Below are 24,876 nucleotides of genomic sequence, written 5' to 3' on the forward strand. Positions count from 1 at the left end.
TGTCCGTTCGTCGGCACGACCGCGAACGATGCGCACCGCGGTCGCGTCCGGGCGGGGGGGGGGGGGGCCCCCAGGCCCCGGCCCCCCCCCCGCCCCCCCACACACCCCCCCCCCCCCCCCCCCCGCGGGGGGGGGGGGGGGGGGGGGGGGGGGGGCCCCCCCCCCCCCCCGGGGGGGGGGGCCCCCCGCCCCCCCCCCCCCGCCGATCTGTGTGCCGAATTTACTTCGGTGCTACGAAGGGCTGGTTGATTGTGGTGAAGTACTGGACCGCGGCGGCGATGGCTACCGGAGCCGTGACGAAGATCTGTCCGGCCAGGGTGCCGAGCGCGCCGACGGCGATGATGCCGCCGATGCAGCCGATCGCGGCGGCGGGCAGGAAGGGACCGAACAGGCCGACAATGGTGGCCGCGGCGACGGTCGCACCGGCGATACCGCCCAGGACACAGCCGACGGCGGCGCCGCCGAGACCGCCGACGAGGGTGCCGATTGTGGCGCCCATGGCGATGGTGTCCTTCATGCGGTTGAAGGCAGCCTGCTCACGGTCATATTCGGACTTCCACGGCGCCTTGTCCTCGTACGGCAGCGCGACCGGCTTGTACACCGCGTGGGCCATATCGAACTGCGGGGTCAGCGTCGCGGTGTGGTCCTGGATATCGGCTGCGATCGGGAAGACGTAGTCGTCCACCCGGAAGGACAGATCGGTGCCAGCGAGGGTGGTGCCGTCGACTGCCTTGATCTTGAAGACGCCATTGTCATTGACCAGCGAACCGGCATCGGTCCTGATGATGGTCGAGGACGGGGTCGTGGTGGTCGTGTAGTTCACGACGCCGTTGTCGGTTTCGGGAGCGGCATTGACCGTCCCGGCCGTGACACCGACCGCCGCGATCATCAGGGCCGAGGTCGCGGCGAATTTCCTCATCAACATGCTTTGGTTCCTAACGGGGTGGGCTGCGGAAGCGACCCCCATGAAAACCGCAGCATGCAAACGGTGCGTGACCTAATCGTTAAGGTTTGCCACTCGATTGCCGTCGAGTCATGCGGAAGTCGATCATGATGCGATCTGCATCACATTCGATGCTTCATCCGCCCCACCGCTATCCGACGGACACCCATGCGCGAAACCCGAACGCCACAATCGGATTCCATCATGCGCAAACACAAACCCTCCAGGGAGGGCCTCCACGGCATGCTCGACTCCAGCTAATCCCTCGCGAAACCGTAATGCCAAATCTGCATGACACAATCGCAATTGTGATGCCGCACACATTGGACGACTCGTGATCAGTGCGCTTCGAGGACAGCCATAGCGGCATTGTGGCCGGGGATACCGCTTACGCCGCCGCCACGAATCGCGCCCGCACCGCAGATGAAGACGTTGGGCACATCGGTAGCCACACCCCAGCGAGCCGCCGGAGTATCGGCGTGCTCGCCGCGATAAGGGAACGCCAGGTCGCGGTGGAAGATATGCCCGCCGGGAAGACCGACCTCACGTTCCAGATCTACCGGCGACTTGGCCTCGATACAGGGGGCACCGTCCTCGTCGAGCGCGAGGCAATCGACCAGTGGTTCGGCGAGTACCGCATCCAGTTGGGCGAGCGCGGCCTGCACGGCCATCGCCTTCGCCGCCTCTGGATCGGACTCGAAAAGTCTTGCCGGAGTGTGTAATCCGAACAAGGTCAGAGTGTGCAGATCGGAATCGGTCGCGAGGATCGACGGATCGGTCAGGGTGTGACAGTAGATCTCCGATGGTGGCGCCGAAGGAATCCGCCCGGCGCACGCTTCGCGATATGCCTGCTCCAATTGCGAATACGACTCGGCTATATGGAAGGTTCCGGCAAACGCCTCGCGTGGATCTGTCGAAACATCGCGCAGCTGAGGTAACCGACGCAGCACCATATTCACCTTCAATTGGGAGCCTTCGGGTTTCGACTCCCCCGGAATTCCGAGCAGCTGCGTGAGCTCATGCGGTGCCGCATTGACAAGCACGTACCGGGCACCGACCACACCGTCCGCATAGCGCACTTCGGCTGTGAAGTCGTCGGATTCGACCTCGGTCACGGCACATCCGGTGATCAGCTCCGCACCGGCCGCGCGGGCGGCGTCGGCGAGTGCGTCGGTGAGCGCGCCCATCCCGCCGATCGGCACATCCCAGTCGCCGGTGCCACCACCGATCACGTGGTAGAGCAAGCACCGGTTCTGCCGCAGTTCAGGATCGTGCGCATGGGTGAAGGTCCCGATGAGCGCATCGGTGAGCACGACACCGCGCACGGTGTCGTCGGAAAAGGTGGACTCGACCGTCTCCCCCAGCGGCCGCTCGAACAGTGCCGCCCAGGTCGCGGGATCATCGACAACTCGCTCGAGCTCCGAGCGCGTCGGCAATGGTCGAGTCAACGTAGGAAACACCCGCTGCGCGAGCCGCCCGGTCGCGCCGTAGAACTCCTGCCACGCCCGGAAATCTCGCTCCGATCCGGTGAGCCGTACGAAGCTTTCCCTGGTCCTGGCCTCGGAACCGGTATCGACCAGCAGTCCACCGTCCCCGACCGGCGTATACGACGAGATCCGCCGACGCCGCGTTGTGAACCGCAATCCCAGATCCTCGATGATCCGGCGCGGCAGCAGACTGACCAGATACGAATACCGCGACAACCGCGCGTCGACACCCGCGAACACCCGCTCCGAAACCGCTGCCCCACCGGTGTGCTCTCGACGCTCCAGCATCAGCACCGAACGCCCGGCTCGCGCCAGGTATGCGGCGGCCACCAGCCCGTTGTGACCACCACCGACCACCACCACGTCGTAGGAGGAGCGCATCGGTCGCATCCGTCCTGCCTACCACGGAATGCGCGATTGCCGAGAGATTACGGCCCGGTTTCCATATTCCCCTGCGATTGACCAGCACTCACTTCACACTTAGCTTCTGGCAAACGCCGTATGAGGGCCGCGTTTTCACCCGGGAGCGATCATGACCGAAGCCACCACACCATCCGATGACGAACGGCGCCTCGCCGAACTCGGCTACAAACAGGAATTGGCCAGATCCTGGTCCGGATTCTCCAACTTCGCCATCAGCTTCACCATCGTCTCCATCCTTACCGGCGGGTTGGCCAGTTATGGCATCGGTCTGGCCAACGGCGGCCCGATCACCATGGCGTGGGGCTGGCCGCTGGTCTCGGTCATGGTGTTGTTCGTCGGCCTCGCGATGGCCGAATTGGCCTCGGCCTACCCGACTTCCGGCGGTCTGTACTGGTGGGCGTCGGAATTGGGCGGCCCGGTCTGGGGCTGGTTCACCGGGTGGTTCAATCTGATCGGCCAGATCGCGGTGACCGCGGCCATCGACTACGGCGCCGCCATCTTCACCACCGCGGTACTCAATGTGATCGGTATCGATATCGGAACCGACCGCACCGCAATTTTTTTGGTCTTCACCGCGATTCTGGTCCTGCACGCCGTACTCAATGCGATCGGCCCGCATCTGTCCGCGGTGATCAACAATATTTCGGCCTGGTGGCATGTCGGTGGCGTGGCGATCTTCGTCGTCGTCCTCGGTTTCGGGGCGAGCCACCATCAGAGCGTCGGCTTCGTCTTCACCGAAACCGTCGACAACAGCGCGGTCGGCTTCGGCGGCGTGGCATTCAGCTTCCTGCTCGGATTGCTGCATGCGCAGTACACGTTCACCGGCTACGACGCATCCGCGCATATGTCGGAGGAGACACACGACGCGGCGCGCACCGCGGCGAGGGGCATCATCAACACCATCGTCGTCTCGGCCGTCGCCGGATACCTGCTCATCATGGCGGTGACCTTCGCCATCCCGAATCTCGACGATGCGCTGGATCCGACGAAGAACAGCGGCTATCCGGTGATCTATATCCTGGAGAACTCGCTGAATTCGTTCTGGTCCGGTCTGCTACTGATCATCGCCGCGATCGCGCAGCTGTTCTGCGGCTACGCCTCGGTCACCTCGGCCTCGCGCATGCTGTTCGCCTTCTCCCGTGACGGTGCCGTGCCGGGATCGGCCTACTGGTCGCGACTTTCGGCCCGCAAGGTGCCGGTGCACGCGGTGCTGTTCATCTCGTTCTTCTCGTTCGTCCTGCTGATCCCCTCGATGCTGGTGCCTGCGGAGAACGCACCGACCGCCTATGCGGCAGCCACCTCCGTCGCCACCATCGGCCTCTACATCGCCTACGGCATCCCGATACTGTTGCGTCAGCTACACGGCAGCCGATTCCATACCGGCCCTTGGCAACTCGGCGCCTGGTACCGACCTATCGGCATTATCGCGCTGATCTGGATCGCGTTGATCAGCCTGCTGTTCATCCTGCCGACCGATGACCGCGGCTATCCATGGAACAGCGAATTCACTTGGAACACCGTCAATTACGCACCGATCACGCTGGTCGGCGTAGTCGGCGCGATCGGCATCTGGTGGCTCGTATCGGCCAAACACTGGTTCACCGGACCCAGGCGAACGGTCGTCGAGAGCGGCGAGTCCGAGGCGCCCGTACAGGCCTGACCTGCCCATATCGGTGGCCCCGCGAGAGGGATAGAGTCGACGTGTGTCCGTGGAGATCGACTTCCGCGCCGTGTTCGAGTCCGCACCAGGTCTGTACCTGGTACTCGATCCCGACCTGTCTATCGTCGCGGTAACCGACGCATATGCCGCCGCGACGATGACCGAACGCCAGCACATCCTCGGCAAGAACGTTTTCGAGGTATTTCCGGACAATCCAGACGATCCGACGGCAGAAGGAGTCCGCAACCTGCGGGTTTCGCTGGAACGGGTGCTGCATGACCAAGTCACCGATGCGATGCCCATACAGCGCTACGACATCCGCAGGCCCGACGGCACCTTCGAACAGCGATTCTGGAGCCCGACCAACTCTCCGGTCCTCGGTACCGACGGCGAGCTGCGCTATGTCATCCACCGCGTCGAGGATGTCACCGATTTCATTCGGCTCGAAGCATCCGATGCGGCGAAACAGCAGGAAACGGCCGCGCTGCGGGCTTCGAGGCAGGAAATCGAACAGGAGGTGTTCGCCCAAGCCCGTGAGGTCGCCGAAACCAGCCGACAGCTCAAGGAGGCCAATGCCGAGCTGGCTCAGTTGTACGCTCGCGCGAAGGAGCTGGACGAACTGAAGAGCCAGTTCGTCGCCAATATCAGCCACGAGCTGCGAACCCCGCTCATGTTGATCTTGGCGCAGACACAAAAGTCGCTCGACCGGTGCGCGCCCGGCGACCGCGATGGCCTCGAGTTGATCTTGCGCAATGCGCGCATACTGCGGCGTCAGATCGACGACCTCCTCGACGCCTCGAAGCTGGAGACGGATGCGATACGACCCGAGTACGCCTGGATCGATGTCACCGAGCAGGTGCGGCTCGGCTCGGCGTTCTTCGAGTCCATGGCCGTTGACCGCGGCATCCGCTTGGCCGTCGACGCGCCGCAGCCCGTTCCCGCCGCGCTCGATCCCGACCACTTGCAGCGCATCCTGCTGAACCTGCTGTCCAACGCCTTCAAGTTCGTCACCGAAGGAGGCGTTATCCGCTGCACCGTGCGCCCCGCCGAGGACGATGTGGTCATCGAGATCGCCGACAGCGGACCAGGCATTCCGGCGTCGCACCGCACCGCGGTCTTCGAGCGGTTCCGTCAGGTCGATGGCGGGGCGACCCGTTCGGTGGGCGGCACGGGTTTGGGCCTGAGCATCGTCCGCGATCTGGTGCGTCTGCACCGTGGTGACATCACCATCGGCGACGCACCGGAGGGCGGGGCGGTGATCGTTATCGAGCTACCGCGAGACGCCCCTCCCGGCACTCCGGTCCGCCGGTCGGACACTGAGCCGACACCGATTCGGACAAGTAGCGCCGCCGACGCGATGATCGCGGAGCTGACGCCCGAACGTGGCGACCGCACCACCGTCGTGGATACCGGATCGGATGAGTCGGAACCGAAGCCGTCGGTCATTGTCGTCGAGGACAACGCCGATCTCAACGCCCTGATTCGGGAAGCGCTTTCCGATTCCTATCGGGTCGTCACCGCCGATAACGGCGGCACGGGACTGCGGCTGGCGCGAACCCACCAGCCGGATCTGATCCTGTGCGACATCATGATGCCGGGCATGAGCGGCGACGAACTTCTGCGCGAGGTACGCAACGACCACGAGCTGCGGAACACCCCGGTATTCATCGTCAGCGCACGCGCTGACGAGCAGTCACGACTGAATATGCTGCGTGCCGGTGCCAGCGACTACCTGCGCAAACCATTCGAGCTCGCCGAACTCCAAGCACGGGTGGACCACCTGGTGAACCTCCGGCTGGCCGAGACGCGACTGCGGGCCTTGCGGGTCATCAACGAACGCGACCGCATCGCCCACGAACTGCATCGCACGGTGATCGATCAACTGTTCGGCATCGGGATGCGATTGAGCGGGATCCGCCCCCTGGCCCGCGTGCCGGCCGTCGCCACCCGCATCGATGCGGCGGTCCAGGAACTCGACGCCGTCATCCATCACATCCGCCATACCGTCACAGGACTCGCCTCGGAAGTCGAGAACGAGACCCCATTCCGCACCCAGATCATGGAATTCACCAGCGAGGCCGCCGAGGCACTCGGCGCACAGTCCCAAGTCTGCTTCGAAGGACCAGTCAACGATCTCGATCCCGCTCTCGCATCCGCCACGCTCGAAGCCGTGGAACGGGTACTACAGACATTGAGCCAGCGGGCGGTCGCCAAGGATATCCGGGTCAATGTCACCCTTGATGATCACCAACTTGCCATCGTTACACACGAAATCACCTGGTCACCAACTGGTCTCGCAATAATGGACGATGCGCCCGGACCATTGCCGGAAACACTTGTCGGCTACGGCGCGACCCTGACGGTCACCACGCCCGCCCCGACCGAAACCGCGTGGTCCCTCGCCATCCCGCGCACCGAGCAGGCGCTGAGCGACTAGCGGCTAGGCCCACCGCTGGGGAGTCGAGGCCCGAAAGCGCCGAACCTATTGTGCGACAATGCCGCGGGTGGACGGCCCCTACGATCCGATCGAGCTCGATCCCTGGGGTAAAGCGAAATATGGGCTGCTCACCCCGAAATCGCTGAAGCAGACCGCATCGCCATTGGTGGCCGAGGCGCGCGAGCAGATCGACAAACTGGCGGCACCGCCCGGCTCTTCGAGGACCGTGCAGCACGCGGTCGAGCTCGCTCGGACGGCATTTCGATTGATGGTCGACCAACTCGGCACCGGAAATCCCTCCGATATTCCTGATCTGACGGCCCTGCTCGATGCGGCGAACCTCTACGATGTGGCCAACAAGTCCGTGGTGACAGCGCATTACAATACGAAATCGGCCGAACTCGCAGAGCTGACCGCCGGTTTGAAAGAGCGCGATACCAAGCTCTCGGGCAAAGTTGGGGATGTCGCGGGCGATAATGCCAAGATGGCCAAAGAGATCCGGGACGAAGCGCAAATGCTGGGGTTGGTACTGCAGGCGGCTTCGTTGGCTGTCTCCGCACGATCGAACAAGTTGACGGCGACTGAGGAAAAATCGCTGTTGACCGAAATTGTCACAAAGGTCCTGCGTGTGGAGAACGACTTCCGCGACCTCCTCGGAACGAATTCGGAACGGGCCGGGAAGATGAGTCCGGTGACCTTGGAACAGCTCGCAGCGATCTTCCCCCACACGCCCAAGAGCAAACTGGAGAAGTATCTGCCCTACCTCGACCAGGCGATGCGTGACTACGGCATCGATACGCCCGAGCGCGCGGCCGCATTCCTCGCACAGGTCGGCGTGGAGACGGACAATTTGAAAACCCTCGAAGAATACGGTGACAAGGCCTACTTCGAGGGAAATTACGGGGCACGTAAAGACCTCGGAAACAAGCAGACCGGCGATGGCAGCCGCTTCCACGGTCGGGGCGCCCTGCAACTTACCGGACGCACCAACTACCAGAAGGCCAGCGATGCCCTCGAGGTCGATTTCGTCGGAAACCCCGACTTGGCCAAACACCCGAAGTACGCCTTCGCCACCGCGGGATGGTATTGGGATGATAAGGATTTGAACGACGACGCCGATAAATCGGACATCGGTGCGATCACCCAAACGATCAACGGCGGCAGTAATGGGAGCGCGGAGCGCAACCAGAACTACAGCCGCGCTCGCAAGGTCCTCGACGCGGATTGAAAATCTCAATCCTCTTGGGGCAGGAACTGTTTCGCGTATTCGTATCCTTCGGCGCCTTCAGCCGCCGCCTTGGCGTAAACCAGATGGATGACACCGGTTTTGAACGTGTCGGACGAAAGCAGTTGCAGCGGAAGCGCGGAATCGGTTTCCTCGAACAATCGCAAACCCTTGCGCACCGCGATCGGGTGCACCAGCAGGTGCAGTTCGTCCAAGAGCCCGACCTCGAGCAGCTGGCGGACGATGGATACCGAGCCGCTGATTCCGATGGGTGCTTCGCCGGGTTCGTCCTTCAGCGCCGTCACAGCCTCCACCAGATCACCCTTCAGCACTTCGGAATTGCGCCAGGTGAAGCTGAGATCCTGGTGCGTGACCACGATCTTGCGCGCGTCGCCGAGCTTCTTGGCCATTTCGGCGTCCACATCCCCAGCGGCCTCCCGCTCCGGCCATGCCCCGGCGAAACCCTCGTAGGTCTTGCGGCCCAACAGCAATGTATCGGCCGCGCCGAGCTGGCTGTCGACGGCCGCGCCCATCTCCTCGTTGAAGTATGGGAAGTGCCAATCCTGGGGGTTTTCGACAACGCCGTCGAGCGCGATGAACAGTCCGGCGGTGATTTTCCGCATCGGTATCTCCTTGGTCGGTTATTGATGCCGTGTCACCAGATCAGACGGATCGGAACCGGAATAATCATCGCTCGCGCTCTCCCCTATTCGGCTGATCGGCGATGCAAGGCGAGTTGGAGTTCGAGCAAAAGACGATCGGCGGGATCGGTGAGGTCCATCCCGACAATGTCCTCGACCCGGCGGATCCGGTAGCGCAGAGTGTTCGGGTGCACCTGCAGTGCCGTCGCGGCATTGCGCACATCGCCGTGCTCGCGCAGGTAGGTCTCGACGCTCTCGCACAGATTCGCGGAGTGCTTGCGGTCGTAGTCCAGCAGCTTGCGCAGGCGCGGATCGTGCAGTTCGGGCCGCGTGCGGACGAGATCGAGGATTTCGGCGAGCAATACCGCGGTGCGCGATTCGGCCAGCGTGGTCACCCGACCCCGCGGATAGGTCGCGGCCGTACTGTCGAGGACACGGTCCACCTCCGAACGCGCGCCCGCGACATGCGCCAGATCCGGTATGGGACAGGCGATGGCGGCGCGCAATTCGAGTGTGACTTCGAGTTGCTCGACCAGCTGACGAGTCCACGCGGTCACCGCATGCGCGGATCGGTATTGCGGCAGTAGCACATACACCCGATCGCCGAGGATGGTTGTCACCGAATCGCCGCGAAATGAGCTGGCGCGCAGGCGAAGCATATTGCCGAAGGCGGCGGGGGACTTCCCGCCGGGAGCGACCGCGAAGCCGACCACCGCTGCCGGACCGGTCAGCGGCAGATTCAACGCACTCGCTACTGCAGGCACGTCCGTGGTCCCACCACCAGTTCCGAACAACCGTTGAATCAGCAGCGCCTCGGTGGATGGCGCGTCCAGATTGCGCGAAATCAGGCGTGCGGCGATGGCCGACGCGCCGCGCAGGATCTCCGCGGCATCCGGCTTGAATGGCCGGTCGCCCTGTTGCAGCCAGATCGAACCGAGCACGCGCGGGGCATTGTCCTCGGCGTGCTCGCGAATGCTCACCACCAGGCGGCGCTTGATATCCAGTTCTTCGTGCGCCGGTATGTCGATGACATCGTCGGTTCCGCGCAGCCGATCGAACACACCCCACTTGCGCAGCACCTGCAGATAATCGCGCGGTCCCTCCCGGCCGAGGATCGACAGCACCCGCAGTTGATCGGCCGCTTGATCCGAGGCCGAATACGCGAGCACATGCGATTGCGGGTCCTCGATGGACACCATCCCGCCAGCATTCTGGGCGACCATCTGCGCCAATCCGAACAGGTCCAGGTCCGCGGCCACCAACTCACCCTCGCTAGCCACGACCACTGCCCACTTTCATACGACTCGCCAATCCGGTCATCCCATCTTTGTCCGCTTGTCCGATTCTGCGGGCTGTTTTGCGGTGTTGACTTCGGCTCACCGTCATATACCAGCACCGCCAGCGATTGCTTGCAGGTCGCGCGAAAAGCACAGGAGGACCCATGGACGCCATCGTGTCCACGCCACGCCCGGCCAATGAGCCGGTCGGCACCTTCGCACCGGGCAGCGCCGAACGCGCACGACTGCGGGCGAAGCTGACCGAACTGGCCGCGACACCGACCGAGATCCACCATGTTATCGGCGGCGAGCACCGGCGCACCTCGGGTAAGAGCATCGACGTCGTACAGCCGCACAACCATGCCGCCGTACTCGGCACGCTCACCACCGCCGAGGCCGGTGATGTCGAGGATGCGATCGCGGCCGCCACCACCGCCGCACCCGGCTGGCGGGCGCTGTCCTTCGAGGATCGCGCCGCGATCTTCCTGCGGGCAGCGGATCTGCTGTCCGGTCCGTGGCGCGAAACCATTGCCGCGGCAACCATGTTGGGGCAGTCCAAGACCGCTCATCAGGCCGAGATCGACGCACCGTGCGAATTGGTCGACTTCTGGCGTTTCAATGTGCATTTCGCCCGCCAGATCCTGGCTGACCAGCCGATCTCCACCCCGGGTGTGTGGAACAAGGTCGAATACCGCCCGCTCGAGGGTTTCGTCTACGCGATCACCCCGTTCAACTTCACCGCGATCGCGGGCAATCTACCGACCGCACCCGCCCTGATGGGCAATACCATCTTGTGGAAGCCGTCGCCTACGCAAGCGGTGGCCGCGTATTGGACGATGAAACTGCTCGAGGCCGCGGGTCTGCCGCCCGGTGTCATCAATATGGTGCACGGCGCGGGACCGAAGATCTCCGATGTCGCGCTGACCGATCGGCGGCTGGCGGGCATCCACTTCACCGGTTCGACCGCGACCTTCCAGCATCTGTGGCGTTCGGTCGCGATGAATATCGCCGACTACAACACCTACCCGCGTCTGGTCGGTGAGACCGGAGGCAAGGATTTCGTGCTGGCGCACAGCTCGGCGGATCCGGATGTGCTGACCACCGCGCTGATCCGCGGCGCATTCGACTATCAGGGCCAGAAGTGCTCGGCCGCCTCGCGTGCCTTCATTCCGAAGTCGGTATGGGCCAAGATGGGTCGCGATCTCATCGATAAGGTCGGCGCGCTGAGCTACGGCGATGTCACCGACTTCTCGCATTTCGGCGGCGCGGTCATCGATCGGCGCGCCTTCGATCGCAATGCCGATGCCATCGCCCGCGCCAAGGCCACCTCGGGTCTGACCATCGCGGTGGGCGGACATGCCGACGACTCCGTCGGATATTTCGTCGACCCGACCATCCTGCTCGGTGACGATCCCACCGACGAGGCCTTCAGCACCGAATATTTCGGCCCGATTCTCGCGGTCCACGTCTACGACGATTCGGTCGCCGGATCCTTCGAGGCGGCGCTCGACCTGGTCGACGGCGGTTCGGCGTACGGCCTGACCGGCGCGATCATCGCCGACGACCGCGGTGCGGTGGCCAAGGCGACCGAAAGCCTGCGCTTCACCGCGGGCAACTTCTACATCAACGACAAGCCCACGGGCGCGGTCGTCGGTCAGCAACCCTTCGGCGGATCCCGCGCGTCGGGCACCAATGACAAGGCCGGGTCGCCACAGAACCTGTTGCGCTGGACCTCCGCCCGCACCATCAAGGAAACCTTCGTCCCGCCGACCGAGCACACCTATCCGCACCAGGCACCCGAGGAGATCTGATGGCTATTTCCGGTCTGCTTCGCCCCGCCATGCTGGCCGCCTCGCGCTCGCCGCGCATGGAACGCACCGTTACCCGCATGTCGACCACCAAGAAACTGGTGGACCGCTTCGTCGCCGGTGAATCCGAGCCGAATGCGGTTGCGGCCGTGCAGAATCTGCTGAGCTCGGGTCGGTATATCTCCGTCGATTACCTCGGCGAGGACACCACCGATATCGAACAGGCACGCAATACGGTGACGCACTATCTGTCACTGCTGTCGTTGCTCACGTTGCTGCGTGAGTCCGGAACCGTTGGACCACTGGAGGTTTCGCTCAAGCTCTCGGCGCTCGGCCAATCCTTGCCAGTGGATGGTCATGCGATCGCCCGCGAGCACGCGCACCAGATCTGTACCGCCGCAGCGGATGCGGGCGTACTGGTCACCATCGACGCCGAGGATCACACCACCACCGATTCGACGCTGTCGATCGTGCGGGAGCTGCGTGCCGACTTCCCCTCGCTCGGCACCGTTCTGCAGGCCTATCTGCGACGCACCGAGGCGGACTGCCGGGACTTCTCCGGTCCGGGCTCGCGAATTCGCCTGTGCAAGGGCGCATATCGCGAACCCGCATCGGTGGCATATCAGAGCCGGGCCGAGGTCGACCAGTCCTATCTGGACTGTCTGCGGGTGCTGATGAACGGTGACGGCTATCCGATGGTCGCTACCCACGATCCGGCACTGATCGAGGCCGCTGGGGTATTCGCTACCACAAACCGGCGCAGCTCCGATGATTTCGAGTTCCAGATGCTCTACGGCATCCGCGACGGCGAACAACGCCGACTCGTCGGCGAAGACCGCCACGTTCGGGTCTATGTGCCCTACGGCGATCAGTGGTACGGCTACTTCATGCGCCGTCTCGCCGAACGACCGGCCAATGTGGCGTTCTTCCTGCGCTCGCTGCGACCGGGCAACCAGCGCTGATCCCCCGCTCGGCGGCCTTGTCTGTGCAGTCGGACAAGGCCGCCGAAGTTTATTTATCCAACTCGCCGATCACAGCGCGTTTATGGTCCGATTAGCTGAGTGCTGCTGAGAATGTGATCTGCGTTACTGATGTCGGGTAGCGCAGAGGATCGAAAGGAAGACCCATGTCCCTCGCGGAGTTGCGCAGCCAGATGTTGCGCCGCAAACCCCTCGAGCAGATCGAGGAGGAGACCGGGCCCGCGGACGAGCAACTGAAGCGCTCGCTCGGGCTGTGGCAGCTCACGGCGATCGGCGTCGGCGGCATTATCGGTGCGGGCATTTTCGCCCTGGCCGGTTCGGTCGCGCATTCAGTCACGGGCCCGTCGGTGCTCATCTCGTTCCTGATCGCCGGTGTCGCCAGCGCGTGTGCCGCGCTGTGCTACGCGGAATTCGCCGGGATGGTGCCGAAGGCCGGATCCGCATACACCTACGGCTATGTCTCCCTCGGCGAGATCGCGGGCTGGTTCATCGGCTGGGATCTGCTGCTGGAGTACATCGCGGTGGCTGCGGTGGTCGCGATCGGTGTCTCCGGATACTTCAGATTCCTACTGGGACAAGTCGATATCACGCTGCCGGATTGGATGATGGGCGCGCACGGCACCGGCGAGGGCCACGTTATCGACGTCTTCGCGGTGCTGTTCTGTCTGGGCACCGCGTGGTTGCTCTCCCGCGGCATCAAGAGTGTCGGCCGCTTCGAGACGGTCGCCGTCGGTATCAAGGTCGCGTTGGTCGTGCTGATCATCGTGCTCGGCGTCTTCCATATCGACAGCTCCAACTACACCCCGTACTTCCCATTCGGTGCGGGCGCGGTGTGGACCGGTGCGGCAACGGTCTTCTTCGCCGTCTTCGGCTATGACGCGATGAGCACCGCCGCCGAGGAATCCGTCGACGGCAAGAAGCATCTACCCAAGGCCATCATCTACTCGCTGGCCATCGCGATGGTGCTGTACGTACTGGCCACGCTGGTGCTGACCGGGATGCAGAAGTACACCGAAATCAGCCCGACCAGCGGTTTCTCCACTGCCTTCGAATCGGTCGGCATGCCGGGCGTCGCGAATATCATCGCGATCGGCGCGATCGTCGGCATCATCACGGTGGTGCTCACCTTCATGCTCGGCGTGACACGCGTGTGGTTCGCGATGAGCCGCGACGGACTGCTGCCGGAGTGGTTCGCCAAGACGCATCCGGTGCGCAAGGTGCCGACCCGGGTGACCTGGATCGTCGGCATCGGATCCGCGACCATGGCCGGTCTGCTCGATATCACCGTGGTCGCCGAACTGACGAATATCGGCATTCTGATGGCCTTCATCGTGGTGTCGGTCGCGGTCATGGTGCTGCGCCGCACCCGCCCCGATCAACCGCGCGCGTTCACATTGCCGCTCATGCCGGTGGTGCCGCTCATCGGCATCGGCTTCTCGATCTACCTGATCTGGTCGCTCCCGTGGGAAACCTGGGTGCGCTTCTTGGTGTGGCTGGTGATCGGCCTCGCCGTATACTTCGGGTACTCGCGAATGCATTCCAAGTTGGAGCGCAGCGGGGACGTCACGCTGGCGAAGTAGAGCGAATCCGGTTGGGCGGGTGGACAAATGGCGACCCGCCCAACCGCAGGTACTGCGGCGACGAAACGCACGATCACTGGCGCGTCGCGTGTGGGTGACCCAGCGTGACGAGACCACCTAGGGTGATTGCCATGACGGCAGTACGAGTGTGGTCGGTTACCTCGACAACCCCCACCGAAGACGACGCGCGAGCCATCGCTAAGGCGGTTGTCGGCGAACGGCTCGCGGCCGGTGCCGAGATCACCGGACCCGCGGTGTCAGTTTTCTGGCATCGCGGCGAACTAGGCGAAGGACTGGAGTGGCGGGTGACGCTGCGTACCGCCACCGCTGGCCGTGAACGGCTGGCCGCGCGTATTGCCGAACTGCACCCGTGGGACAGTCCCGAAGTCACCGCAATTCCGGTCGAGTGGTGTCTGGACAGCTACGCCGAATGGGTCGAGCGCACTACAACTCTGTCAGAATAGGCATCCGTGCGGCAGCGGCACGACGCGCGAGCTCGGCACCGCCCGCGCCTCTGGTGGCACACCGCTGCGCGACTTCTCGCACTCGTGCCAGCGGGCGCACCGATGCGACGCGGCCAGCCAAAGTGAGCGCCTGATCGGCGGCCGTGATCGCACGCGAGTCGTTGCCTGCATCCAGATAGGCGTCGGCAAGCCACGTCAAGTAGAGAGGGGCGACGGTACGAGGACCAGGGCAACTCGGATGAGCGGCTGGCTCGGGTTGTTACTGGCAGTCGGGCTGCCACTGGCGGTGCTCATCTGGGCGATTTGCTGGCCGCGCCGATGAATGGCCTACGTAGGTGATCAACCGATACCTGTGTGGCATCGGTCGATATATAAACGGTGTTGGACAGGCATCAATTCAACGCCATACCCTTCTGACACGTTCGAGCGGAAGTGACCTACCCCACACTTCCGCTCGCACACAGGAGGACACAATGTGCGAAAACAGCAGTTCTGTGGGCAGTTTCGGTTGTATGAGCGAGACCGATGCCGAATGAATGAGCACCGAATTCTGATTACCGGCGCCGGGGGCGGTATCGGCACGCTTATGCGGCCCCGGCTGCGGCGTCCCGATCGCATTCTGCGGCTATTGGATCTGACCGGACTGCCCGCGCCGACCGCAGGCGAGCGGGTCGAGCTCGTCACCGGATCGCTGACCGATCCGGCCACCATGGCCGCGGCCTGCCGGGATGTGGATGCGATCATCCATCTCGGCGGCATCAGTCGAGAAGACAGCTGGGACAATGTTCTCGCCGTCAATATCGATGGCACGCATACGGTTCTGGAGGCGGCGCGGCAGGCCGGTGTGCCGCGGGTCGTGCTCGCTTCGAGTAACCATGCCGTGGGATTCCGCGCCGTCGGCGATGAACCGATTCCCGGTGACGCCGCACCCCGGCCCGATACCTATTACGGTGTCAGCAAAGTGGCCGTCGAGGCACTCGGCAGTCTCTATCACTCTCGCTTCGGCATGGACGTGATCTGCATCCGGATCGGCTCGTGTTTCGAACGTCCACACGATGCGCGCGGACTGTCGATGTGGTTGTCGCCCAACGATTGTGCGCGACTGTTCGAGGCGTGCTTGGCCGCCGAGCGACCTGGCTATCGGGTGATCTGGGGTGTTTCGGCCAATACCCGTGGCGTCGTATCCCTGCGCGAGGCCGAAGAGCTCGGCTACCACAGCCGAGACGATGCCGAACAATTCGCCGCCGATATTCCCACTGTCGGCGATCCCAGTCCGTGGCTTATCGGTGGCCCCTTCGTGGAAACCCCTCTCGGCAAACCGAATCCGCTCTGACCTCACCGAAAACGCAGCACCCGATACAGAGACGGAATCGTCTTTCTCCGAAACTTCGCACCATCAGCATGTGACGCTGATGAGCTTTGCTCCACCGCGAAAGAAGTACAGCACAATGCAATTCAATACAACGGCCGCGCCGAAATCGGCACTCGCGTCCAATGTCAAATTTCTCTATTTCTTCGGCGCTCTCGGCGGCATTCTCTTCGGTTATGACCTCGGAGTCATCTCCGGTGTGCTGTTGTTCATCAAGAAGTCCTGGCATCTGTCCTCGGTGACGCAGGGTGTGATCGGAGGCTGCCTGGCCGCCGGTGCGGTGATCGGCGCGGCCATCGCCGGACGGATCACCGATCGGCTCGGGCGCAGGCGAACCATCATGTTGGCGGCCGCGGTCTTCTCGGTCGGCGCGCTGGGCTGCGCCGTCGCGCCCAATGTGACGGTGCTGGTGATCGCCCGGTTCATTACCGGTATCGCGGTGGGATGTTCGTCGGCGACGGTACCCACCTATCTGTCCGAACTCGCCCCGACCAGGGCGCGCGGTGCATTGTCGACTCTGAACCAGCTGATGATCGTGTCGGGCATTCTGATCGCCTACATCGTGGACTGGGCACTGTCCGGCAGCGGTAACTGGCGCATGATGTTCGCTGTCGCGGCGATTCCCGCGGTTGCGCTGTTGGCGGGTATGTCGGTGCTGCCGGAGACGCCGCGTTGGCTGGTTCATGCCGGGCGCGAGGAGGAGGCGCGGGCCGTGCTGGCGGGTACCCATCGCGCCGATGAGATCGAATCGGAGATCAGCAGTATTCGTTCGGTCATTCGATTGGATGAGCAGCAGAAGGGACGGTTGCGCGATCTGTTGGCACCGTGGGCGCGTCCCGCTTTAGTGGTGGCGCTCATTCTTGCTGTCGGACAACAGTTCTCGGGCGTCAATGCCGTGAATGTCTACGCGCCGACGATGTTCAAGGATCTCGGCTTCGGGAATTCGACTTCGCTGCTGGCTTCCATTGTGCTGGGTGCGATCAAGGTGGCATTCACTGCCTGGGTGATCTTCGTCGTGGACCGTTGGGGCCGAAAGCCTTTGCTGCTGCTCGGCAATGTGTGTATGGCCTCGTCGCTGTTCCTGCTCGGCGCCATTGTGCTCGGCGTGCACAATCACACGATTACCGGACTCACCACGCTGATTCTGCTCAATGTCTATCTCGCGGGTTACGAATTGGGTTGGGGCGCAGTGGTATGGGTGATGATGGCCGAGATCTTCCCGCTGCGAGTACGCGGTGTCGGCATGGGCGTCGGCAGTGTCGTGCTGTGGAGTTCGACCTTCGCCATCACATTCCTGTTCCCGGTGATGAACGATCATCTCGGACTCGGCTATTCGGCCTGGATCTTCGCCGCGGTCAGCGTGGTGATGTTCATCCTGGTGCAGCGATTCGTGCCGGAGACCAATGGTCGCAGTCTGGAGCAGATCGAGTTGGAGCTGCGGGCCCGGGTCAGCGGTAAATCCGCATGAGCGTGGTCTATGTCTCGAATGCCGGCAGTCGCGAAATCTCGGTGCTGCGACTCGATGACGACGGTGCACTGACGCTCGTCGAGTCGCACCCGGTGGCCGGTGCGGTGATGCCCATGGCGATGAGTCCGGACCACCGGTACCTCTACGCATCACTGCGCTCGGCACCCTTCGCGGTGGCGGTATTCGCTACAGATCCGGTGACGGGGCGGTTGACACCACGGTCGACCGCGCCGTTGCCGGACAATATGGCCTATCTGGCGACGGATCGAAGCGGACGCTATCTATTGAGCGCTTCGTATTCGGGCGATAAGATCGCGGTCAGTCCGATCGCATCCGATGGCGGCATCGGACCGCCGGTCGCGGTGGAATCCACACCGCCGCATGCGCATTCGATACTCACCGATCCGTCGAACCGGTATCTGTTCGCGGCATCACTCGGCGGTGATGTGATTCTGCAGTACCGCTTCGATGCCGAAACCGGGCGGATCACACCGAATGAGCCGCCGGGGGTCGAGACCGCGGCTGGGGCTGGTCCACGTCACATCCTGTTCCATCCGTCCGGCTCGTTCGCCTTCGCGACGAATGAGCTGGACGGCACGGTGAACAGTTACCACGTCGAATCCGCGGCGGGCACACTGACGCTCATCGCATCGACATCCGTGCTACCGCCGAATTCCGATGGGCCACCCTGGACTTCGGAGCTGCGCTGCACACCCGACGGCCGCTATCTGTATGTGTCCGAGCGGACATCGAGTACGATCACGGGCTTTCGCATCGAACCGACAACCGCGCTGCTCGTTGCGCTCGGACACACACCCACCGAGACCCAGCCGCGCGGATTCGCCATCGATCCGAGCGGGCGGTTCCTGGTCGTCGCGGGGCAGAAATCCGGGTCCGTCACCAGCTACGCCATCGACCCCGCGACCGGCTCGCTCACCCCGCGACAACAGCGCGGCGTCGGCCGCGACCCCAACTGGGTCGAGGTCGTCGCACTCGGATGAATACCTTCACGGTATCGGTTGATGCCGAGTTGGCGTTGGACGAGTATCAGTAGTAAGCCATAGCCTGCGGAGAGCGCAATCTGCGGGCGAGGCGGAGTGCACGCCACAACGCAGGAGGAAAACGATGTCGATGCTGTCGCTGGAGCAGGTCCGCGGCTTCGTCACGGTGGCCGAGGAGGGCAATTTCCGTCGGGCGGCCGAACGCCTGCGGATGACGCAGCCACCGCTGAGCCGTCAGATCCAGAAGCTCGAGCGCGATATCGGCGTAGAACTGTTCGACCGCACCCAGCGCCAGGTGCAGCTGACCCCGGCCGGGGAGGTCTTCCTGACCGAGGCGCGCCGCCTACTGGCCCTGGCCAATGCGGCGCCGGGCACCGCCCGCCTGGTCGCCGCTGGCGGGGCGGGCACGGTGCGGATCGGGTTCACCGCCGCGTCGGGTTTCGGGTTCCTCGGCCGGCTCCTCAATCACATCGAGGCCGGACTCGACCGCGTCGAGATCGTGCTGCGAGAAATGGTCAGCTCCGACCAGTTCGAGAACCTGCGCAGCGGCAGTCTCGATCTCGCGCTGGCCCGCCCGCCGTTCGACCGCACCGAATTCGATTCGCTGCTGGTGCATTCCGAAGGCCTGATGCTGGCGGTTCCGCAACAGCACAAGCTGGACGGCGACGGTCCGATCGCGATCGAGGAACTGGGCGGGGAAACACTGCTGGTCTATGCGCCGGGCCCGGCCCGCTATTTCGCCGATCTGGTCTCCGGCATCCTCGCCGCCGTGCCCTACACCGCCACCCACGAACTCACCCAGGTACACACCATGCTCGCGCTGGTGGCCGCCGGGCGCGGCTTGGCCCTGGTACCGGAAACATCCACCCATCTGCATCCCGACGGCGTGCGGTTCCGGCCGCTCATCGGTGTCGAGGATCCTGTTGTCCTACACGCGATCTGGCGACGCGACTGCGCCAATCCGGCCATGCGCCGAGTCATCGAACTGCTCGACTCGCTGCCGCCCGCTCCATGAAAGGATCCGCATGTCCCATCTGTCCGCCGACGAGCTGGGCCCGGCACTCGGCCGCGGGCTATTGTCCTTCCCTGTCACACATTTCGATGCCGAACTGGCCTTCGACGAGGCCGCCTATCGCAAACATATCGCCTGGCTGTCCCAATACGAGGTGGCGGGTCTGTTCGCCGCGGGCGGTACGGGTGAGGGTTTTTCGCTGACGCCACCCGAGATCGATCAGGTGGTACGCGCCGCGGTCGCCGAAACCGGTGGCCGGATCCCGGTGGTCGCACCGGCCACCGCGGGTACCGCCGCGGCGATCGAACAGGCCCGCTCCGCCGAAACCGCCGGCGCCGAAGGCATTCTGCTCATGCCGCCGTATTTGACCGAGGCCGGACCGGACGGGCTGGTCGAACATGTCGCGGCCGTTTGTGCCGCCACCTCGCTCGGTGTCATCTTCTATAGCCGCGCCAATGCCACCTGCAATGACGTGACCTTGGCCAGGATGACCGAACGCTGCCCCAATTTGGTCGGGTTCAAGGACGGTGTCGGCAATATCGAGACGATGACCCGCATCTATGCCCGGCTCGGTGACCGGCTCACCTACATCGGCGGGCTACCGACAGCGGAGACCTTCGCACTTCCCTATACCGAAATGGGTGTCACCACATACTCTTCCGCGATCTTCAACTTCGCGCCGGAGTTCGCGCTCGACTTCTACCGGGCCGTGCGGGCCCGAGATCGCGAGGAGGTCTACCGACGGTTACGCGATTTCGTCATCCCGTATCTGGATATCCGTGACCGTGGTCCCGGATATGCGGTCTCGATCGTCAAGGCCGCACTGACGGCCATCGGCCGCCCGGCCGGGCCGGTGCGGCCGCCGCTGACCGATCTCACCGGGCCCGAGCTCGCCGAACTGACCGCACTGGTCGCCACGATCGCATGAACAGCACCATGCCGAGCGCGGCCACCACCATCACTATCAGCAACCGAACCCGCACCCAACACACCATCCAGGCATACCGACTACCTTCGGGAGATCTTCATGGACACCGCTCCTGACGAACTGCAGCGAATCATTGCCGAAGCGACCGCCGCCGCAGGCGGTCTCGCCGACACCACCCCCACCGAACGCGGACGGTGGCTCACCCATATCGCCGACGCCATCGACGCCGCCGCCGATGAACTCGTCCCGCTCGCCGCGGCCGAGACCCATCTGCCCGAAACACCGCGCCTGCGTGGCGAATTAACCCGCACCACCTTTCAGTTGCGACTGTTCGCCGAGGTGCTCGCCGATGGCGAATTCCTCGCCGCCACCGTCGATCACGCCGATCCGAGCTGGCCGATGGGACCGCGGCCCGATATCCGGCGCAGCCTCGTGCCGATCGGACCCACACTCGTTTTCGCGGCGAGCAACTTTCCGTTCGCGTTCAGTGTCGCAGGCGGCGATACCGCCTCGGCACTGGCCGCGGGCTGTCCCGTTGTCCTCAAAGCACATCCGGGTCACCCCCGCCTCTCCGAACGGACCGGCGCGATTGTGCGCGAAGCGTTGACCACGGCCAGTGCCCCGGCAGGCACCTTCGCGGTCATCCACGGCGTCGAGGCGGGCACCAGCGCCCTGCGTCATCCGGATATCGCCGCCGCTTCGTTCACCGGTTCCCTGGCAGGTGGCCGTGCGCTGTTCGATATCGCATCATCGCGACCGCGCCCGATCCCGTTCTACGGCGAACTCGGCAGCGTCAATCCGGTAGTGGTGTTCCCTGGCGCGATTCGCGCGCGCGGACAACAGATCGTCGAGGGTTTCGTCGGATCGTTCACCCTCGGTGCCGGGCAATTCTGCACTAAACCCGGTGTGCTGCTGCTTCCTTCGGGTCATGAACTCACCGATGCGCTGACTGCCGCGGTCGCCGCCGTGCCGCGACGGCCGCTACTCAACGAGCACATCGCCGAAGGCTTCCGATCACGCGTCACCACCCTGCGCGAAAGTCCCGCAGTCACTGCCCTTTCTGCACCCGAGGACCTGCTCGCTCCGACATTACTGAGCGTGCGCGCCAGCGATTTCCGCTCAGGCGGTGCGGCCCTGCAGGCGGAATGCTTCGGACCGGCGGCACTGATCGTCGAATACTCGAATCCCGTTGAGTTGGAACAGGTTCTGCACGAGCTCGAACCCGGACTCACCGCGACCATCGTTGCGGAGAACTCCGAGATCGACGACGTGCGCCCAGTCCTGCCCGCACTCACCGCACTCGCGGGCCGACTGCTGTGGAACGACTGGCCAACCGGTGTCACCGTCAGCTGGGCCCAACAGCACGGCGGACCCTACCCGGCCACCACCGCACCGACCAGCACCTCGGTGGGTACCGCGGCCATCGCCCGCTTTCTGCGCCCGATCGCCTGGCAGGGCTTCCCGGATGAACTGCTTCCACCCGCCCTGCGCGAAGCCAACCCGTGGCGGCTGCCGCGCCGTGTCGACGGAAAGCGAGACTGAGATGTCACCCGTTATCACCGATGTTCGTCTGACCCCGATTCTCATCGCCGACGCTCCCCTGCTCAATGTCGGCGGCGTGCATCAGCCGTATACGCCGCGTCTCATCGTGGAGATCGAAACCGATAGCGGCGCTTGCGGTCTCGGCGAAACTTATGGCGATCGCGTCTATCTCGATCGTGCTGGCGACCTCGCCACCCAGTTGATCGGCATGCCGGTGGCCGCGATCAACGCCATCCGCCTGGTCGGCTCGAACACCACCGGGGAGGTGCTGATCGACAACCCCATCGCGGGTGGTCTGCGCGGCACCCTCACCACCGACAAGGTCCGACTCAGCGTGATATCGGCCTTCGAATCCGCCGCACTCGACGCCCACGGTCGCGAACTCGGGCTGCCGGTGCACGCCCTACTCGGCGGCAAGGTTCGCGACCGGGTCGACTACTCCGGCTACCTGTTCTACAAGTGGGCCGACCATCCGTTCCCCGACGCACCGACCGACGACTGGGGCGAGGTGATCGACCCTGACGGCGTCGTCCGCCTAGCCGAAAAGTTCGCCGCCCACGGCGGATTTCGCTCGTTCAAACTCAAAGGCGGCGTATTTCCGCCCGAGGAGGAAGTCGCCGCGATCCAGGCGCTGGCCAAGGCATTTCCGGATCATCCGCTGCGGCTGGATCCCAATGGCGGTTGGTCGCTGAGCAGCGCAACGACTGTCGCCGAACAGCTTTCGGGCGTGGTCGAATATCTGGAAGACCCCACCGCACGCCGCGAGGATATGGCCGAAGTGCATCGCCGCACCGGAATGCCCTTGGCCACCAATATGATCGTCACCTCGATCGAGGAGGTGCGGCCAGCCTTCGATATCGATGCCGTCCAGATCGTGCTGTCCGACCATCACTTCTGGGGCGGACTCTTCGCCACCCGCGACTTGGCCGCGGTCTGCCATGCCTACGGCAAGGGCGTCTCGATGCATTCCAACACCCACCTCGGAATCAGCCTCGCGGCAATGACCCATGTGGCCGCCACCGTTCCCGAGTTGACCTACGCCTGCGACACCCACTACCCGTGGCAGCCCGAGGATGTGATCACCGAACCCTTCGTGTTCGAGGAGGGCGCCGTCACCGTTCCCGACGCGCCCGGCCTCGGCGTCCAGCTCGACACAGACGCACTCGAGCGGCTGCACAACCGCTGGAAAGCCTTGCCGCAGTGGCACAACCGTGATGACATCGCGGGCATGCGCCTGGTCGATCCGACATACCGGCCGCCGATCTCACCCAAATACTGAGAGATCGATCCAGGCAACAGCCCGCACCGGAAACGAGCCCATGCCGTGCACCGGCGCCGGGAGCGCGACCAGCCTGGCACCGGTGTCGGGGACGGCGTCCAGATTCGTCAACTGCTCGATGATCGGGATCCCCGCCCCGAGCAGGGCGTGGTGACACGGCCGCGTCGGCAGGGACGTGTCGTCGACGTCGAGCGAGTCGATGCCGACCAGTGCCACATTGGCGGCGACCAGCGCATCGGCGACCTCGCCGACCAAATACGGATGCCCGGGGTCTCGATAGTCGGACGAACCCCATCGCGCCGACCAGCCGGTGTGCATGAGCACCGCCTTGCCCCAGAGCCGTGCCGGATCGCCGAGCACATCAGGTCCCACGACGCGGATACCCGTAGCGCGGATCATCACGATCGGCACGTTGAACAGCCGTTCCAGCGGCAGCTCGGCGATATCCGCGCCTTCGGCATGGAAATGGAAGGGCGCGTCGATATATGTCCCGGTCTTGCCGACGGTATCCATGCGCGCGATCTCGTAGGTCATACCGATCAGAGCCGATCGGTCCCGCGCGATATGTGTGGTGATCCGCGGTCCGGGCAGGTCCGGATAGGTGAGCATGCCGTGCGAGATCGGATGAGACAGCTCAACTATGGCCTTGCTCATGGTGCTGACCGTACTCGCCGATCCACGTCCACGCGGCGAGCTACCGCACACTCTCGCCACGGGCATCACGTGCGCAGGCCGCGCTCCAATATCGACCATGCCTGCCGGGATGTGGCCCGCCGGGATTTCAAGTCGGTCTTCGCCAGCAGGGCCGCCAGCATCGCCACCGCTATGACGATGTCGCTGGCCGTGACATCGGCGCGGATATCGCCGCGCTTGCCGGGGTCGTCGAGCATCTGGGCGATCAGGCCGAGCAGCCGCCATGCCGCGCCGAGCAACTGCTCGTCCTCGGTGTTCGACGGATAGATCATGGCGAGGAAGGCCGCGGATGCTGTCAGCTGATCGACGATCAGGGCCAGCACGTCCCCGACCGTGGTCGCCGGGTCGGTGGCAAGTGCTTCGATCTCGACGATATTCTCTTCGAATACCGCGATCGCCATGCTCTCCCTGGTGGGAAAGTGCCGGTACAGCACGCCCTGCCCGACACCTGCCGCGCGCGCTATCAAACTGAATGGTGCGTCGAAACCATTCTCCGCGAACACAGTTCGAGCTGCTCGAATCAGAGCCGCCCGGTTTTCGGCAGCGGCTTTCGGTCCGGGGTTCGCTCGGCGCGACGCTGTCATCCACCCAACGCTACCGCTTGACTCCGCCGACAGTCTCCAGCAGACTATCGAGCCAACCGGACAAGGCCGTCCGGT

At 64.1% G+C, this 24,876-nt stretch carries 20 protein-coding genes; 14 read left to right on the top strand and 6 right to left on the bottom strand.

The genetic code is table 11. The features are described from left to right. Window positions 1-220: 220 nt before the first annotated feature. Entirely contained in the window at window positions 221-925 is a 705-nt protein-coding gene (locus tag ACIBG0_RS19145; protein WP_397034113.1) for a hypothetical protein, read from the bottom strand. Between the two features lie 356 nt (window positions 926-1,281). Beyond that, window positions 1,282-2,811, bottom strand: coding sequence for a phytoene desaturase family protein (locus ACIBG0_RS19150; protein ID WP_397034629.1), 1,530 nt, complete (start codon window positions 2,809-2,811; stop codon window positions 1,282-1,284). A gap of 151 nt (window positions 2,812-2,962) precedes the next feature. Here ACIBG0_RS19150 and ACIBG0_RS19155 point away from each other — a divergent pair, with 151 nt between their 5' ends. The 3 genes from ACIBG0_RS19155 to ACIBG0_RS19165 all read left to right on the top strand — a co-directional run bounded on the left by ACIBG0_RS19155 (window position 2,963) and on the right by ACIBG0_RS19165 (window position 8,178). Next, window positions 2,963-4,513, top strand: coding sequence for an amino acid permease (locus tag ACIBG0_RS19155; RefSeq protein WP_397034115.1), 1,551 nt, complete (start codon window positions 2,963-2,965; stop codon window positions 4,511-4,513). Between the two features lie 43 nt (window positions 4,514-4,556). Further along, a complete protein-coding gene (locus tag ACIBG0_RS19160) occupies window positions 4,557-6,950 on the top strand; it encodes an ATP-binding protein (protein WP_397034116.1) in 2,394 nt (797 codons plus the stop codon). 166 nt (window positions 6,951-7,116) lie between these two features. Next, the gene (locus tag ACIBG0_RS19165) at window positions 7,117-8,178 is read left to right on the top strand and encodes a glycoside hydrolase family 19 protein (protein ID WP_397034118.1); all 1,062 of its coding nucleotides are present in this window, start codon (window positions 7,117-7,119) and stop codon (window positions 8,176-8,178) included. A gap of 5 nt (window positions 8,179-8,183) precedes the next feature. Here the strand turns inward: ACIBG0_RS19165 and ACIBG0_RS19170 are convergent, their stop codons facing one another. Together ACIBG0_RS19170 and ACIBG0_RS19175 are read right to left on the bottom strand one after the other, a co-directional pair. Beyond that, window positions 8,184-8,798 (bottom strand): dihydrofolate reductase family protein, encoded by a 615-nt coding sequence (locus ACIBG0_RS19170; RefSeq protein ID WP_397034120.1) that lies wholly within the window; start codon window positions 8,796-8,798, stop codon window positions 8,184-8,186. 83 nt (window positions 8,799-8,881) lie between these two features. Continuing rightward, entirely contained in the window at window positions 8,882-10,096 is a 1,215-nt protein-coding gene (locus ACIBG0_RS19175; RefSeq protein ID WP_397034122.1) for a PucR family transcriptional regulator, read from the bottom strand. Window positions 10,097-10,257: 161 nt separating this feature from the next. Between ACIBG0_RS19175 and pruA the strand changes: the two genes are divergently transcribed. The 11 genes from pruA (at window position 10,258) to ACIBG0_RS19230 (ending at window position 23,524) form a co-directional block, all read left to right on the top strand. Continuing rightward, on the top strand, window positions 10,258-11,904 hold the full coding sequence (gene pruA / locus ACIBG0_RS19180) for an L-glutamate gamma-semialdehyde dehydrogenase (RefSeq protein WP_397034124.1): 1,647 nt from the start codon (window positions 10,258-10,260) through the stop codon (window positions 11,902-11,904). Continuing rightward, complete coding sequence (locus ACIBG0_RS19185; RefSeq protein ID WP_397034126.1) at window positions 11,904-12,863, top strand: proline dehydrogenase family protein; 960 nt, start codon at window positions 11,904-11,906, stop codon at window positions 12,861-12,863. The genes pruA and ACIBG0_RS19185 overlap by 1 nt, the downstream gene beginning before the upstream one ends. Window positions 12,864-13,027: 164 nt before the next feature. Next, complete coding sequence (locus ACIBG0_RS19190) at window positions 13,028-14,461, top strand: amino acid permease (protein ID WP_397034128.1); 1,434 nt, start codon at window positions 13,028-13,030, stop codon at window positions 14,459-14,461. Window positions 14,462-14,592: 131 nt separating this feature from the next. Continuing rightward, complete coding sequence (gene cutA, locus ACIBG0_RS19195) at window positions 14,593-14,925, top strand: divalent-cation tolerance protein CutA (protein ID WP_397034130.1); 333 nt, start codon at window positions 14,593-14,595, stop codon at window positions 14,923-14,925. A 532-nt stretch (window positions 14,926-15,457) separates the two neighbouring features. After that, the gene (locus ACIBG0_RS19200) at window positions 15,458-16,258 is read left to right on the top strand and encodes an NAD-dependent epimerase/dehydratase family protein (RefSeq protein ID WP_397034131.1); all 801 of its coding nucleotides are present in this window, start codon (window positions 15,458-15,460) and stop codon (window positions 16,256-16,258) included. Beyond that, entirely contained in the window at window positions 16,152-17,762 is a 1,611-nt protein-coding gene (locus ACIBG0_RS19205) for a sugar porter family MFS transporter (RefSeq protein WP_397034133.1), read from the top strand. The genes ACIBG0_RS19200 and ACIBG0_RS19205 overlap by 107 nt, the downstream gene beginning before the upstream one ends. Further along, entirely contained in the window at window positions 17,759-18,763 is a 1,005-nt protein-coding gene (locus ACIBG0_RS19210) for a lactonase family protein (protein ID WP_397034134.1), read from the top strand. Before ACIBG0_RS19205 ends, ACIBG0_RS19210 begins: the two co-directional genes overlap by 4 nt. Before the next feature lie 124 nt (window positions 18,764-18,887). Then, window positions 18,888-19,778 carry a LysR family transcriptional regulator gene (locus ACIBG0_RS19215; RefSeq protein ID WP_397034136.1) on the top strand — a complete coding sequence of 297 codons (891 nt, stop codon included), beginning with the start codon at window positions 18,888-18,890 and terminating at the stop codon, window positions 19,776-19,778. Between the two features lie 10 nt (window positions 19,779-19,788). Beyond that, window positions 19,789-20,703 carry a 5-dehydro-4-deoxyglucarate dehydratase gene (gene kdgD / locus ACIBG0_RS19220; protein WP_397034138.1) on the top strand — a complete coding sequence of 305 codons (915 nt, stop codon included), beginning with the start codon at window positions 19,789-19,791 and terminating at the stop codon, window positions 20,701-20,703. A 99-nt stretch (window positions 20,704-20,802) separates the two neighbouring features. Further along, window positions 20,803-22,245, top strand: a complete 1,443-nt coding sequence (locus tag ACIBG0_RS19225; protein ID WP_397034140.1) for an aldehyde dehydrogenase (NADP(+)) — start codon at window positions 20,803-20,805, stop codon at window positions 22,243-22,245. A gap of 1 nt (window position 22,246) precedes the next feature. Beyond that, entirely contained in the window at window positions 22,247-23,524 is a 1,278-nt protein-coding gene (locus ACIBG0_RS19230; protein WP_397034141.1) for a glucarate dehydratase family protein, read from the top strand. On the opposite strand, the gene ACIBG0_RS19235 is transcribed toward ACIBG0_RS19230, so the two are convergent. Both ACIBG0_RS19235 and ACIBG0_RS19240 read right to left on the bottom strand, forming a co-directional pair. Further along, window positions 23,510-24,178 (bottom strand): cyclase family protein, encoded by a 669-nt coding sequence (locus ACIBG0_RS19235; protein WP_397034143.1) that lies wholly within the window; start codon window positions 24,176-24,178, stop codon window positions 23,510-23,512. The two genes, ACIBG0_RS19230 and ACIBG0_RS19235, sit on opposite strands and share 15 nt — an antisense overlap. A 65-nt stretch (window positions 24,179-24,243) precedes the next feature. Continuing rightward, window positions 24,244-24,801, bottom strand: a complete 558-nt coding sequence (locus ACIBG0_RS19240; RefSeq protein WP_397034144.1) for a TetR/AcrR family transcriptional regulator — start codon at window positions 24,799-24,801, stop codon at window positions 24,244-24,246. Window positions 24,802-24,876: the final 75 nt, after the last annotated feature.

This window comes from Nocardia sp. NPDC050630 (assembly GCF_044457245.1).
Lineage (GTDB): Bacteria > Actinomycetota > Actinomycetes > Mycobacteriales > Mycobacteriaceae > Nocardia.

Coding starts and splice junctions, on each gene's coding strand:
- ACIBG0_RS19190 (WP_397034128.1), top strand. CDS start 13,028: ATGTCCCTCGCGGAGTTGCGCAGCCAGATGTTGCGCCGCAAACCCCTC.
- ACIBG0_RS19215 (WP_397034136.1), top strand. CDS start 18,888: ATGTCGATGCTGTCGCTGGAGCAGGTCCGCGGCTTCGTCACGGTGGCC.
- ACIBG0_RS19210 (WP_397034134.1), top strand. CDS start 17,759: ATGAGCGTGGTCTATGTCTCGAATGCCGGCAGTCGCGAAATCTCGGTG.
- cutA (WP_397034130.1), top strand. CDS start 14,593: ATGACGGCAGTACGAGTGTGGTCGGTTACCTCGACAACCCCCACCGAA.
- ACIBG0_RS19225 (WP_397034140.1), top strand. CDS start 20,803: ATGGACACCGCTCCTGACGAACTGCAGCGAATCATTGCCGAAGCGACC.
- ACIBG0_RS19155 (WP_397034115.1), top strand. CDS start 2,963: ATGACCGAAGCCACCACACCATCCGATGACGAACGGCGCCTCGCCGAA.
- ACIBG0_RS19200 (WP_397034131.1), top strand. CDS start 15,458: ATGAATGAGCACCGAATTCTGATTACCGGCGCCGGGGGCGGTATCGGC.
- ACIBG0_RS19235 (WP_397034143.1), bottom strand. CDS start 24,178: ATGAGCAAGGCCATAGTTGAGCTGTCTCATCCGATCTCGCACGGCATG.
- ACIBG0_RS19185 (WP_397034126.1), top strand. CDS start 11,904: ATGGCTATTTCCGGTCTGCTTCGCCCCGCCATGCTGGCCGCCTCGCGC.
- ACIBG0_RS19170 (WP_397034120.1), bottom strand. CDS start 8,798: ATGCGGAAAATCACCGCCGGACTGTTCATCGCGCTCGACGGCGTTGTC.
- pruA (WP_397034124.1), top strand. CDS start 10,258: ATGGACGCCATCGTGTCCACGCCACGCCCGGCCAATGAGCCGGTCGGC.
- ACIBG0_RS19145 (WP_397034113.1), bottom strand. CDS start 925: ATGTTGATGAGGAAATTCGCCGCGACCTCGGCCCTGATGATCGCGGCG.
- ACIBG0_RS19230 (WP_397034141.1), top strand. CDS start 22,247: ATGTCACCCGTTATCACCGATGTTCGTCTGACCCCGATTCTCATCGCC.
- ACIBG0_RS19205 (WP_397034133.1), top strand. CDS start 16,152: ATGCCGAACAATTCGCCGCCGATATTCCCACTGTCGGCGATCCCAGTC.
- ACIBG0_RS19150 (WP_397034629.1), bottom strand. CDS start 2,811: ATGCGCTCCTCCTACGACGTGGTGGTGGTCGGTGGTGGTCACAACGGG.
- ACIBG0_RS19240 (WP_397034144.1), bottom strand. CDS start 24,801: ATGACAGCGTCGCGCCGAGCGAACCCCGGACCGAAAGCCGCTGCCGAA.
- kdgD (WP_397034138.1), top strand. CDS start 19,789: ATGTCCCATCTGTCCGCCGACGAGCTGGGCCCGGCACTCGGCCGCGGG.